The 13,233-nt window shown below is 59.1% G+C and carries 11 protein-coding genes; 10 read left to right on the forward strand and 1 reads right to left on the reverse strand.

From position 1 onward, the window contains the following. Nucleotides 1–223: 223 nt before the first annotated feature. From VGL70_08755 to VGL70_08800, 10 genes are all read left to right on the forward strand, one after another. Nucleotides 224–1,204, forward strand: coding sequence for an amidohydrolase family protein (locus VGL70_08755; protein ID HEY3303606.1), 981 nt, complete (start codon nucleotides 224–226; stop codon nucleotides 1,202–1,204). Between the two features lie 47 nt (nucleotides 1,205–1,251). Then, complete coding sequence (locus VGL70_08760; protein HEY3303607.1) at nucleotides 1,252–2,172, forward strand: alpha/beta hydrolase; 921 nt, start codon at nucleotides 1,252–1,254, stop codon at nucleotides 2,170–2,172. A gap of 5 nt (nucleotides 2,173–2,177) precedes the next feature. After that, nucleotides 2,178–3,128: an isocitrate lyase/PEP mutase family protein gene (locus tag VGL70_08765; GenBank protein ID HEY3303608.1), complete on the forward strand. Its 951-nt coding sequence runs from the start codon at nucleotides 2,178–2,180 to the stop codon at nucleotides 3,126–3,128. 100 nt (nucleotides 3,129–3,228) lie between these two features. Continuing rightward, nucleotides 3,229–4,098: a thioesterase family protein gene (locus VGL70_08770; GenBank protein HEY3303609.1), complete on the forward strand. Its 870-nt coding sequence runs from the start codon at nucleotides 3,229–3,231 to the stop codon at nucleotides 4,096–4,098. A 317-nt stretch (nucleotides 4,099–4,415) separates the two neighbouring features. Next, a complete protein-coding gene (locus VGL70_08775) occupies nucleotides 4,416–4,643 on the forward strand; it encodes a hypothetical protein (protein HEY3303610.1) in 228 nt (75 codons plus the stop codon). A 1,067-nt stretch (nucleotides 4,644–5,710) separates the two neighbouring features. Next, nucleotides 5,711–6,130, forward strand: a complete 420-nt coding sequence (locus VGL70_08780) for a hypothetical protein (GenBank protein HEY3303611.1) — start codon at nucleotides 5,711–5,713, stop codon at nucleotides 6,128–6,130. Nucleotides 6,131–6,304: 174 nt separating this feature from the next. Next, nucleotides 6,305–7,204, forward strand: a complete 900-nt coding sequence (locus VGL70_08785; GenBank protein ID HEY3303612.1) for a RelA/SpoT domain-containing protein — start codon at nucleotides 6,305–6,307, stop codon at nucleotides 7,202–7,204. Nucleotides 7,205–7,227: 23 nt separating this feature from the next. Then, on the forward strand, nucleotides 7,228–8,175 hold the full coding sequence (locus VGL70_08790) for a hypothetical protein (GenBank protein ID HEY3303613.1): 948 nt from the start codon (nucleotides 7,228–7,230) through the stop codon (nucleotides 8,173–8,175). A gap of 231 nt (nucleotides 8,176–8,406) precedes the next feature. Next, nucleotides 8,407–9,321 (forward strand): metallophosphoesterase, encoded by a 915-nt coding sequence (locus VGL70_08795; protein HEY3303614.1) that lies wholly within the window; start codon nucleotides 8,407–8,409, stop codon nucleotides 9,319–9,321. A gap of 304 nt (nucleotides 9,322–9,625) precedes the next feature. Beyond that, complete coding sequence (locus VGL70_08800) at nucleotides 9,626–10,762, forward strand: extracellular solute-binding protein (protein HEY3303615.1); 1,137 nt, start codon at nucleotides 9,626–9,628, stop codon at nucleotides 10,760–10,762. A gap of 49 nt (nucleotides 10,763–10,811) precedes the next feature. Here VGL70_08800 and VGL70_08805 read toward each other — a convergent pair whose 3' ends face one another. Beyond that, a complete protein-coding gene (locus VGL70_08805; protein HEY3303616.1) occupies nucleotides 10,812–13,202 on the reverse strand; it encodes a DUF6600 domain-containing protein in 2,391 nt (796 codons plus the stop codon). Between the last annotated feature and the right edge of the window lie 31 nt (nucleotides 13,203–13,233).

A 13,233-nucleotide genomic window follows, 5' to 3' on the forward strand; every position in this document is an offset into this window, starting at 1 on the left:
TGAGCGAAAAAAAACCTTAACCGCTCAAAGCTGTCAATTTCAAAAAGTCTTACGTACAAAAAAGACTTTACGGGATTGCCGCCGAAAGTTCAATCTGTCTTCGCGCTGTTTTTCGTCATTCGCCTTGCCTCCGGCTCGCCGCCTCTTTTCTCCTTGACCCGGTCAGACGCTTGCCATATTTTGACCACTTTGGAAGCACGACAATGCCAGGAGACGTTGAAGAATGAACATCGATCTACATTCTCATTTTTTTCCCGTCGAAGCATTCCAGAACGCCGGCAAATACCGTGACAAGGCGCCGCGGGTCGTCTTGCAAAACGGCCGCTTGAGCGTGACCTCGGGCGGCGGCATGAGGAGAAATCTGGCCGAGGGCTCCTACGACGCGGCGGCGCGCATCAAAGATCTCGACAAAATGAATATCGACATTCAGGCGATCTCGCCGTCGCCGATTCTGTTGTTCTACTGGGCGGAGCCCGCGGCCGCCGCGTACTTCTCGCGCCTGCAGAACGAGGCGCTCCAGGCGGTCGCCGAGCGCCATCCGGACCGCTACGTCGCCTTCGGCAGCGTGCCGCTCCAAAGCGTCCCCGAGTCGATCGCGATCGCCGAGGAGGCGAAAAGAATGGGCCTCAAAGGGCTGGAGATCGGCACGGCCGTCGGGGGCAAACTACTCGATGACCCGATTTTCGCGCCGTTCTTCGAAGCGGCCGAGTCCCTCGATCTGCTGTTGTTCGTCCATCCGGTCGAGGACGGCATCGACAGGGAGGACCCGATCAACGGGATGCTCGGCAATGTCCTCCACTTTCCCTTTAGGACGACGCTGATGATCGAGCGGATGATTCTCAAGGGTATGTTCGAGAAGCACAAAAACCTCCGCTTCTGTCTTTCTCACGGCGGCGGTTTGGTCGCTTACAATATCTGGCGGCTCGATCACGCCTTCGGGCAACGGCCCGAGTTCAGGAAAAACATCTCGCAAAAGCCCTCGGCGTATCTTAAGAAAATCTACTTCGATACGATCCTCCACTCGGTCGCGGCGATCGACTATTTGATCCGCGCCGTCGGCGCCGATCGCGTCGTGATCGGAACCGACTATCCGATGGCGATGGGCGATTTCGATCCGGTCGGGAGGATCAAGGAATTAAAAATTTCCGCAGAGGAGCGGAGCGGGGTGCTCGGCGGCAACGCGGCCAAGGCGATAAAACTCTAGGCGAGAGTCCAAAGACTTCGGAAAAAAAAAGGCAGAACGAGGAATCTATGAGTGAATCCGGAATGGCAGCGGCAATGCGGCAAAAAGGTCCGCTCGTGTGGCTCGACATGGATCAGAAGGAGCTCGACGACGCCTACGACCAGGCCGTCTGGGCGCCGAACCGCGAGCATATCGCTGAGCGCCGCCGGCTCGCGAGCGAGCGGACGATCGCCCGCATCGGCGCGCCCGAGCGCGCGGCCTACGGGCCGACGGAGATCGAGAAGCTTGACATTTATAAAACCAAGCGGGCGAACGCGCCGGTCATGATTTTCATTCACGGCGGCGCGTGGAAGGGCGGCACGGCCCGGGACTCGGCTTACATGGCGGAGATGTATCTTGCCGCGGGCGCCCACTTCGTCATCCCCGACTTCGTCTGGGTGCAGAACGCGGGCGGCAGTCTCATGACGATGGCCGACCAGGTGCGCCGCGCCGTCGCCTGGGTCTACAAAAACGCCGTGAGCTTCGGCGGCGACCCGAACCGTCTCTATGTCTCCGGCCATTCCTCGGGCGGGCATCTCGGCGGCTGCGTCGTGATCACCGACTGGCAGAAGGACTTCGGCCTGCCTGCCGACATCGTCAAAGGCGCCGTGCTCATCAGCGGCATGTACGACTTGAAGGCCGTGCGGCTTTCCAAACGGAGCAAATACGTGAACCTCGACGACGCCACGGAGGAGGCGCTCAGCGCGCAGCGGCACATCGATAAAATAAATATGCCGCTCGTCGTCGCCCACGGCACGCTCGAGACGCCGGAGTTTCAACGCCAATCGCGCGAGTTCGCCGCCGCCGTAAAAGCCGCGGGGAAGCCGGTGGAGTTTTTCGTCGGCGAAGGCTTCAACCACTTCGAGATTCAGGAGACGATGGCGAACCCGTTCGGCCTCGTCGGCCGGGCGGCGTTGATAATGATGGGACTAAAAATCGGGGAGGCGTGAGGGCAATGGCAACGAAAATTACGACGCGGTTTCGTGAGCTGTTGAAAAAACCCGAGCTGCTCGTCATGCCCGGAGGCTTCAGCCCGCTCCACGCGCGCATGGCGGAGGCGTTGGGCTACGAAGCTTTCTTCATGGCGGGCTCGCAGATCGCGGCCTATCTCTACGGCCAGCCCGACGTCGGTCTGATCGGTCTCGGCGAAATGGTCGAAGCGGCGCGCCGCCTCTCCGCCGGCAGCCACATCGCGATTTTCGCCGATGCCGATACCGGCTACGGCAACGCCGTGAACGTCTACCACACGGTCCAAGAATATATTCGCGCCGGCGCCGCGGGACTCCACATCGAAGATCAGGAGGCGCCGAAGAAATCGGGAACCCAGGCCGGGCGGCGCTTGATCTCCGTCGAGGAGGCGATCGGCAAGTACAAAGCGGCGGTCGCGGCGAAAAACGAATTGGATCCGGACTTCGTCATCGTCGCGCGCTGCGACTCGATCGGTTCGGAAGGCGGGAGTTTCGAGAATGCCGTGGAGCGGTCGACCGCTTACGTGAAAGAAGCCGGCGTGGATGCTATTTGGGTGAACACGCTGCGCTCGCGCGAAGAGATAAAAGACGCCTGCCGGAGAATTCCCGCGCCGGTCATCGCTCCGTACTACGGCCCGCCGCCGTCGCCGACGCTAGAGGAGTTCCAGCAGCTCGGCGCCGCCGCAGTTCTTTTCCCGAGCCTCACGACGGCGCACGGGCTTCAAGCCACGTGGGAGCTGATGCACGACTTCAAAGAGCGCGGCCCGGCTGCGCTGGAAGAGTGGAACGCCAGGGCGCAGAAGAGCAAATGGGGCGTCGTGCCACGCGCGCAGGAGCCGCTGCTCGACACCAACAAGATCCGTAAGCTCGAAGAACAGTTCATCCCCGAATCCCTCCAGCGCGACTACGACAAAACGTTCGGGCATAAGAAGCACTGAGCGATCAAGCTGAATCGCCGCGCTTATCGTCCCTTCGCGGCAATCCTGGTTGGTTGTCTCCTGTTCCTCGTTTCGTTTAGTGGGGTGAATGACAAGCCAAATGCCGCGTAAGCTCAGCTGTCGATTCCGCATCCGCCACGACGAGCTCGACTCTTTCGGGCACCTCAACAACGCCGTTTGCGTCAAGTACCTGCAAGAGGCGGCGATTCAGGCATCCGCGGAACCCGGCTACGGACTTCGCTGGTACGAAGAACGCGGCACCGGATGGGTCATGCGCCGGCTGGAAATTCGCTACCACCTGCAAGTCCTTTACGGTGACGAGTTGCAAGTGACGACCTGGTTATCTGAGCGTGGAAGAGTCGACTGTTTTCGGGAATACGACGTCAGGCGCTCTGGCGACAATGCTCGTGTGGCTCGTGCGCGTGCTCACTGGGTCTATGTCGATACGAAAACCGGACGACCGGTGCGCTTGCCGGAGGAATTCATCGGCGCCTTTTCACCGGCCGGAGAGGCGGAAGATTTGGGCATACGCGCGTATAAGTCCAAGAAGATCGAGAACTGCTACCGCTACCTATCCGCGCGCCGTGTCCAGACGTACGAGCTCGATCCCATGGGGCGCGTTCACCACGCGGTGTTTCTCAACTGGATCGAGCAGGCTTACTATGACGCCATCCGCGCCGCCGGCCACCCGCTGGAGCAATTGCGCGCGGGCGATTGGGCGGTCTTTCAAGGAGGGCACGACATCGAGTACTTCGCTCCCGCGCGCGACAACGATGCCGTCGAGATCGTGAGCTGGATTTGCGAAATCGGCAAAGTGCGCGGCGCGTGGATTCACGAAATTTACAACGCCGGCAACCGGAAGCTCCTCGCGCGTGATTATTCCCTGGGGATTTTCGTCAATTCCCAAGGCAAGCCCACTGCCGCACCGCAGGATCTCGTCGATGACATATTACGAGGGCCGAAAAGTTGAGGGACGAGAAAGCATTCTTATCCACATTGTGCTTGCCTCAATTCTAATCGCGTGCCCGCACCTTGCGCCTGTCTTATGAGGCACGCCCGAATCCTCCTGCGCGACTACGACCAAACTTTCGACCATAAGAAACACTCAGCGGTCACGATGAAGGTAATCCAGGCCTAGGTAATCATTCCGGTTCTTATCGTTCATAGGTAGTGCCGATATTATAAGGTAACCTTTTTTGGGATAATCCTGAATCAGGTTTACTATCGACGAATGGTTTTAGAGAAAGTAGTCGAAGTAAAACGAGCCAACTATGGAGGAACTGAAGAATGGAAGCCAAGTACTATCTGATTGAGGTTGATGATGGACTGGAGCCGTTCGCTCAAGGACCGTTCAGTACGGAGGTCGAGCGAGATGAGATTGCTAAAGAAATACACGCCAGCCAGAACGAAAATGATTACCTCTTTTGGGCCGATGTCCAAGAAAGCGGAGTATTAACCGTTGGCTCCTACGCGGCGGCGTTCCTTTCAGGTGAATCGATAACCGATGAAAATTAACCCGGATGTCCCGAACGAAGTCTGAGATACCAACGATAGATATCACTGTACTTGTAAAAGAGACATACGTCGCTTAGGCCACTAGCACGAAAGGTTCTCCTGTTGATTTGTCGAAGAAAAGCTTCTTCCCGCTCTGCGTCAGCAACGATGCCTGCGCGAGGCAGTTTGAAATCAACGTGAACGTCGTTGAATCGGAGAAGCCCGGAGTAGATCGGTGTGGAGTGTTCGATTTCAAACGCCGCAGTTAATAAATTTTGCGTTGGATGAATCCAAAGAACGTCTATGAGAGGCAAACAAGCTGCGGGCGAATACCTACCGGTTGACGGAACATCACTAGCCAAATCAAAGCGAGTTACAATACTCCAATCCAGAAAAGGTCTGTCATTCATCGGAATATATACGGAATGACCGGTCAAACTACCTATTGAGCCTACTATCGTCTGCATCTGATGATGCGAAAATTCGGCAAGTAGGGCTCATCTTCTCCTAGAACAACCGCGCGGAGCCCAGTGAGACCGAAGTACGCATCCACACCGAATCTCCCCGCGCGGACGATGTGGAGATCAGTTCCCTCGTTATTTGAGTATATGTGCACCTTGTACTGGCCATCGCTGGCAGGCTCGACAGACCGAAAGACAGCCGCAAACCGTTCGAATGGTATGAGTAGCGGTTCTCTTTGACCTTCCCACAAAAAGGCCATGAAAGAAGGAAAACCTTCCAGCAGTGCGATGTCTCCTTGTCGTAGCCCAAAAAATGTTGAACCGTCATTGTGACTTTGGAGTATCGAACGTATACCCGTGCCTTGTTGCGGATTGTGAACAGCGATGCGCTTGTTCCGATTCGCTGTAATCTTCCAAATTCCCGTTCAAGCAGCAGCAAGAACTCTGATCGTACCGGGGAAGCCATGAGAGCGTAATTTACACTATGCCCCCTTGCCCATCAACGGATTTCTCACTCAACTCGGGAGCCGTCGCTGTACACGCTCCGCCTTGATGCTGTCGCTATCTTCTACTTTCCTTTGCCAGTGCTATGCTGGCCATGAGTCAACAGACGCATGGAGGCGTGATATGGCCAAGGAGCATCTGGAAATTTATTTGAACGATCATTTGGCGGGGTCGGTGGTGGCGCTGGAGCTGCTGGAGGATCTCGAACGAGAAGGCACGGGGATAACGAAGTCGCTGGCGGAGATCAGGGCCGATATCGAGGCGGATCGACAGGAACTGCTGGCTCTCATGCGCAAATTAGGGATAGAAGAGAGCCGCACACGCAAAGTGAGCGCCTGGCTGACGGAGAAGGTCGCGCGCATCAAGATGCGGGTCGATGATAAGGCAAGCGGCTCGCTGCGCCTGCTTGAAAGCCTGGAGGCCATTGCGCTCGGCATCCATGGGAAACTCGCGCTGTGGCTAGCGTTGAGCACCACATCCGAGATCGCCGCGGAGCTTCGGGGCGTCGACTACGAGCGCCTGGCGCATCGCGCGCAGGAGTAACGGCAGCGCGTGGAGGTGCTTCGACTGAACGCCGCCAAGGCCGCGCTTGCTTGACTAGACACCCTCCACCGCGCTTGACGCCGATCCTCAATCCGGCCTATTTTAAGTTTTATTCGACTGATCAGATCGTCCAGTCATCTGTCTCAGTGAAGACAAGAAGAAAATATCCCTAAGATGCGTAAGCACGACAAGAGCATATTTATCAGCCTTATCGCCTCGGCGCTGCTCGCGGCTCAGATCGCATGCGCGCCGGCCGCCGCGCCGAAGTTACAGAGCGCCGCGTGCAAGCTCGGCGACTCCGTCGCGGAATACCGGAACCTCAGTCCGGCGCAACAGACTCAGCTCGTCGAGAAATACCGGCAGCAGTACTCGCCGGCATTGGAAAAAGTCCGCGCGGCGCTGAAGGCGCCCCATCCGGATCCCCCGTTTCGCGTGCTGGCGCGCCTGAAAGTCGTAGACAGCATTCAGGAAAAAATTTCGCGTAGAAAGTATAACTGCCTCTCGGAGATGACCGACATTGCCGGCAGCCGCATCGTCATCCCGAGTTACGCCGCCCTGCCGCTGGTCACTGAGAATATCGAACGCGCGCTCAAAACCGTGGAGAAAGAAGACATGATCACCGACCAACGCGGGACCGGTTACCGCGCAATTCACTATCTTGCCGACGTCGACGGCCGCATCGTCGAAATCCAAATCCACACGCATCGCGGCACGATATGGGCGGAGGCATCGCACCGGCTCGTCTACAAGGGCCCATTTTCCCAGGACAAGGCGGTTATCGCGTATCTCAACCGGCTGAGCGAGGCGATATTCTGGCTCGACTCCGGACTTTTGCGCGAGCTTCCCGATGTCCCCCAATCGCTGCCTGCCGAAGCCAGAGAGGATTTGAAGAAGGTGGTCGTGGGCGTGCGCGACTATGGATTGCAAAGCGCGTTCGAACTCAATCAGTTTTACGCCCAGCTTGCGCGGGAAATCCTGGAGCGTGACTCTTTCGACTTGGATGATGTCGTGGACATGGGCGGCTCCAGCAAAATGCGTAAATCGATAGAACAGAAGTCAACGCCTGAACGTTGATCAAAATGGCGGGAGGAAATTCGATGAAAGACTACGAGCCGGTTGAGATTCGCGGATATTTTCGCGCCTACTCGCATCTGCCGATCTGGGAGGTGCTGGACAAGGCCGGGATTTGGGAAAAGGTCGGCATCAAGATGCGCGGGATGGAATTCTGTGCGAGCCCGCCGGAGGCCGAAGGCGCACTGTTCGACGGCAAAATCGACTTTATCTCCGGCAATCACATCACGCCGTACGCGCTCGTTGGCCAGGGGAAGCCCATCGTCTGTATCGCCTCGCCGAGCAACAGCGTGCGCGACCGACTGGTGTCGCGCGAGCCGGTCGGCTCGCTGGCGGAGCTGCGCGGAAAAAAGATCGTCGATCTGGCGCTCAAAGGGCGCGTCGCTGGCTTTAATCACCTGCGCGGAAATCACATGCTGTATATCCTTCGCGCAGGGCTCAAGCTCAGCGACGTCCAGTGGGTGGAGATCGGCGAAGACATGTCGCCGGCGTTCAGAAAGCGCCAGTTCGAGCTGCTCACGTCGGGCAAGGCGGACGCGGCTTTGATCACCGGCGGGACGGCGCAGTTCGAAGAGGCGGGCTTGCACGTTCTTCCGCTCGATCCGCTGCCGATGATCAACGGCCCGACGCTCACGACCGCCCTCACGGCGCTGCAGCTAAAAGACCGCCTCGGCGAGCGAATGGTTAAAGCGATGGTCATGGGCATCCACTTCGCGCGCACGCATCGCGAAGAGACCGAGCGCATTCTCGACGGCTTAAGAAAACGAGAACCCGAAGCCGGCGGCCGCTACGAGAGCCTGACCCGGATGCCGATCAAGCCGTATCCCTCCCTTGAAGCGGTCGCGAACGCCTACGAGCTGTGCCTGATGAAAATTCCCGAGGCCAAGGCTTTCAGCCCGCTGGCGCTCTGGGACACGCACTACTTGCGCGAACTCGATCAAGCCGGCTTCATCGACGGGTTGTATAAAACATGAGGGCGGCCATAAAGGCCCATCTACGGCGTTGCGCTCCACCGACTCGCTCGACGTACTGAAAAAAGTACGCCTCCGCTCGTCGCTGTTCGCGCGCCTTGTAGCTGGGACCTTTCTGACCGCCCTCGAACCGGAGTTTCAAGATTAAAGAAGCGAAGTCCTCTAGAAGGTTCAATCCATTCCCGTAAATCTTCCATTGAAAAATTGTCAGCTCAAAAAAGGTTGTGCGTACGATTGATTGAGAGAAGACGGCAACTGGCACCGCCGCGGCGCATGACGGGAAAGGAGCGCCGCTGGCTCGACCCGAACAAAGGTCTCTTCAAAGTGCTTGAACGCCAGACGGACCGACTGGTGTCGCGCTTTGTTTTTCCCCACCTGCTCGGCCTCTGGCATCCCTACACCTGGCTTCTACCGCGCCGTTTTTGTCTGGCTGAAACTTCGCTCACACCCGTTGGGTGGCCGAGAGATCTCGCGCCGCTTAAGGTTCTATTGCTGTCCGACATTCATACCGGCGTTTTTCTCAAGGCGGAAATCCTGGCGGAGATCGTCGATTCCTTGATGGCGCTAAAGCCCGACCTCGCGGCGGTCGCGGGCGACGTTGTTACGGCGCGGGCGAGCGACCTCGATGGGTTTCTCCCCGCGCTCGCGCCGCTCGCGCGCGCGCCGCTCGGCGCCTGGTACTGCCACGGCAATCATGATTACTTCGGCCGCGATACGGAGAAGATTCGCGCGCGTCTAGGCTCGATCGGCATCACGACCCTCACGAACCAGGCGGTGGCGTTGGCGCACGGCGGCGGCAAGTTCGTTCTCGGCGGCATCGACGACCGCATCCTGGGAAAGCCCGATTGGGATCGGTTGTTGTCGCAGCACGGCCCGCCCCATCTTCTTCTGGCGCATAATCCGGATTCTTTTTACGACGCCGAGGCGCGCGGTGTTCCGCTGACGCTCTCGGGCCACACCCACGGCGGCCAGATCCGTTTCTGGAACGGCCCGCCGCTCGTGCGCCAGAGCCAGTTCTGTCTCGACGAGGGCGCCTACGCCTATAACTCGTCTCTCCTCGTCGTCTCGCGCGGCTTGGGAAGCGTGGGGCTGCCCTGGCGCTATGGCGCGGATCCCGAAGCGGTCATGATCCAGATAACAGGCCGGTGATAAAGGCTACGTGCCAACCGCCCGGCCGCGAGTCTCTCTGCGGGCCGATGCGATACGGCTGTGTTGCGCGGCACGAGAATTCTAAGAGAACATCTGAAGTACGCTTGATGCTTCCTCGTCCCACGCATCGTCCCTTCGAGAAACCCCCGGCCGGGCGGTTGGGCTCCAAACGCAGTCTATCTTGACCTCGCCGGTGGCGAGCTATGCGACGTGCTGAAAAGAGTACGCCTGCGCTTGTACTTTGAGCTTGACCGCATCGTAAGTTTGCAGTATGGCGGTGGCAGCAACGCAAAGGAGGTCTCATATGACGCGCCTTTGTCAGACCATGAAAACCAGTCTGCTGATTTCCCTGTTGGCGATTTTTTTTCCGTTCTTATTTCTCCACGCCGCCGAAGATAAGCCTTCCTGGCAGGTCGAGTGGGAAAAAACCGTTCGCGCCGCCAAGAAGGAAGGCCAACTGGTCAATTACGGCGGCGAGGAGATTACCCACTCCGATATCCTCAAAGCGTTCAACCAGGAGTATCCGGAAATCAGGGTCACGACTGCGAGCGGCCACGGCAGCGAGCTCGGCGCGCGCATCGTGGCGGAGCGCCGGGCGGGTAAATTCCTCGTCGATCTCTATTCCGGAGGCCCGAGCACGCCCTATCGCGTCCTTTATCTCAGCAAAGCCTTGGATCCGATCACGCCGCTGCTGCTCTTGCCGGAGGTCACCGACGTTTCGAAATGGTTTAGCGGGAAACACATCTACGCCGATCCCGAGAACAACTACCTCCTCTTGTTCGAAGGGAGCGTATCCGGCGGCGCCACGATCTACGTGAATAAAAATTTCGTCAACCCCGCGGAGATCAAATCCTACTACGATCTTCTGCAACCCAAGTGGAAGGGGAGAATTCTCTTCATGGACCCCAAGTCCAGCAGTCTCGGATTGAACGCCGCCACGTCCCTCTTCAACGATCCGGATCTCGGCCCGGAATTCTTGAAGCGGCTCTTCGGCGAGATGGACGTGACGATTTCCGGCAACCGGCGGCAAGGGACCGACTGGCTCGCCTCGGGGAAATTTCACGTCTGCTTTGCCTGCCGGGATACCGAGCGCGCGATCCAACAAGGGCTGCCGATCGGGGAGGTCGATGCTGCTTCCTTGAAAGAAGGCGGCAGCGAGATCGGCGGCGGCAGCAGCAGCGTTCTGGCTTTCTTGAACAAGGCGCCGCATCCCAACGCCGCCAAGGTTTACGTCAACTGGCTGCTCTCGCGCCGGGGACAAATCCTCTGGCAGAGAGTGATGAATAAGGTCGTCGTGGAAGGCTCCGATTCGATGAGAATCGATATTCCCAAGGACGACGTGCTGGCCGACGCGAAGCGGGTTCCTGGGCGCAACTACCGCGTGATCGGCTTTAGGGACCCGAAGTCGGTGCTCGCGTTTCTCGAAGCCACGTTGAAATAGGCTAGAGGCGTGAGGACTCTCGCCTCGCGCCTCTAGCCTCACGCCTGCGTTATCTCGGCGGGGGTGGAGGTGGGGTTGTTGGACCGGTAGGCGCCGGCGCTTCCCCGCCTTGCTCCTGGCGACGTTTTTGTTCTTCGCGCTGCTTCTGCAGCCGGCGCTGCTCCTGCAGTTGTTTCTGGCGCGCCTGTTCCTCCTGCGGTTGTTGCTGTTGCTGCTGCTGGCGTTTCAGCTCCTGGCGCTGCTGTTCTTTCTGGCTCTGCTGCTGTTGGCGCTGCTGTTCCTTGAGTTGTTTCTGGCGCTCTTGTTCTTGCAGGCGCTGCTGGCGCTCTTGGTCCTGCTGTTTCAGGCGTTCCTGCTCGCGCTGCTGCTGCTCTTCACGCTGCTGCTGTTGCCGGAGCTGTTGGTCTTTTTTCTGTTGCTCTTGTAATTGCTTCTGGCGCTCGCGCTCGTCTTGCTGCCGTTGCCGCTCCTGTTCACGGCGCTGCTCGGCGTCGCGCTGTTGTTGATCTCTCTGTTGCTGCTGTTGGAGCTGCTTTTCTTGTTTCTGCCTCTGCTGCTCCTCGAGTTTCTGCTTGCGTCCCTGCTCCTGCTTTTCGCGCTCTTGGTCGCGCTGCTGTTCCTGAAGCAGCTTCTCTTGTTTCTGTCGATCCTGCTCCTGCTGCTTCTTCTGACGTTCTTGGTCCTTCTGCTGGCGGTCATCGCGCTGCTGGTCTTTCTGCTTTTGCTCCTGGATCTCTTTTTGTTGCTTTTTAATCTGCAGCTCGTCGCGTTTTTGATCCTTCCGCTCCTGCTCCTGGACTTGCTTTTCCTGTTTCTCCGGTTGCCGCTCCCGTTTGCGCGGCAGGTCGGTGAGCACCGGTTCATCCCGCGTGGCGAGCTTTCTGCCCTTCGATGGAGTTACGGACCGTGGTGGAGGCGTCGATGGGCTCTCTTTCGCCGGAGCGAACCCGCCGCGCCCCTCGGCTGCGGGCCGAATTCGGGCACGCTGGTTGGCTTTGAATTCCTTGGCGCCGAGGCTTACGATCTCTTGCGGCGCCAGGGGTTGTCCCTTGCGCTCGCGGATCGCGCGCAACTTTTCTTCGAATCGTGGCGGCGGGGGCACCGGCGCGGTGCGCACGACGACCGGTCGCGAGAGAATCTTTTCCGATGGCCCCTGGATTTGGCGTCTCTGCCCTTCTTCAAAAGCCACGCGTATCGATTCGCGCCGCGGAATCGGCATGCTCCGCTCGCGCACGCGGACCGTGGTCACTTCCCTGATGATCGTGGTATCGCGCACGATTCGGGTCGTGACTCTCCGTGCGGAGACAAACGTCTCCTGATCGATCACGACGACGCGCGTGCGGTTCACGTACGTAACTTCCTCGACTCTCGCGCGCCCGCTCCACCAGGGCACGAAACGATCGCGCGGATGGAGCGGGAACCAGCCGACGTGGCCTCCGACGTAAACGATTTCGACGACGGCCGGGACGTACCTCACGACTCGGACTCTGCGTTCGACCGGCACCCAGTACCAACGGGAACGGTAATAGGTCCAGCGGCCGTAATGACACGGTGCCCAGCCCCATGGCTCTTCGCTGATCCAGGTCCAGCCCCATGGGTCCTGCCAAAACCAGTGGCCGACGGTGAAAGGCTGCCAGCCGACGGCGACTCGTGTGGGCGTCCAGGCGTAGCCGTACTCCGGAATCTCTTCCCATCGTCCGTGATCCGCCAGATCTTCGAGGCCGACGATGCGCTCGTTGGCGTACCGGTCCGCGTCCCGGTAGACGCGCTCGTAGCGTCCCTCGCGCTCGTCCACCCAGCGGTCGAACGCGTCCGCCGCGCGCAGGCCGACGATCTCATAGCGGGGTGCGTCTATGCCGGTGATGCGCATCTCCGCCTGCTCCACCGTCACCTCCCGGCCGTCCGCCGCGACGACCGCGGTTCCGCGCCGCACGATGACCCGCGTGTTGCCGTCGTCATCGACTTCGACGCGGTAGCGTCCCGGCGTGTCGAACGTCACCGCCACGTTGGGCGTGTCGATCTCGAAAATCTCGTCCGGATCGAGGCGCCGAATAATGACCGTCGCCGCGCCGTTGCCGAGATAGAATTGTTTGGTGTCGTGGGTGAGAGTGAGCGCGGTCAGATAACTTCCTCGCCCGATGCGGACGAAGTTGCCGCCCGGGAGTTGCAACTCGGCGCGTCCGTCCGGCGAGGAGTAGATCCTGTCTCCCAGCGTGAAGGGCACGTTGGTGATCGCAGTGTCCCAGTCGTCGGGATCGTCGCCGCGGCCATAGGACACCGCCCCCGAAATATACGAAATCCTGGCGACGGTCTGCTCGATGTCGTCGTCGTCGAATTCCTGTGCCGGCGCCGGCAACGGCGCATTCACAAACAGCATTAAGAAAGCCAGCGATGCCGCCAGACTCCGAAGGCTTAATTTTTTCGCTCCCAAAGAAATCATGCGATCCTCCCTCCCTCGCCGGCAATCCGTC

Source organism: Candidatus Binatia bacterium (genome assembly GCA_036504975.1).
Lineage (GTDB): Bacteria > Desulfobacterota > Binatia > UBA9968 > UBA9968 > JAJPJQ01.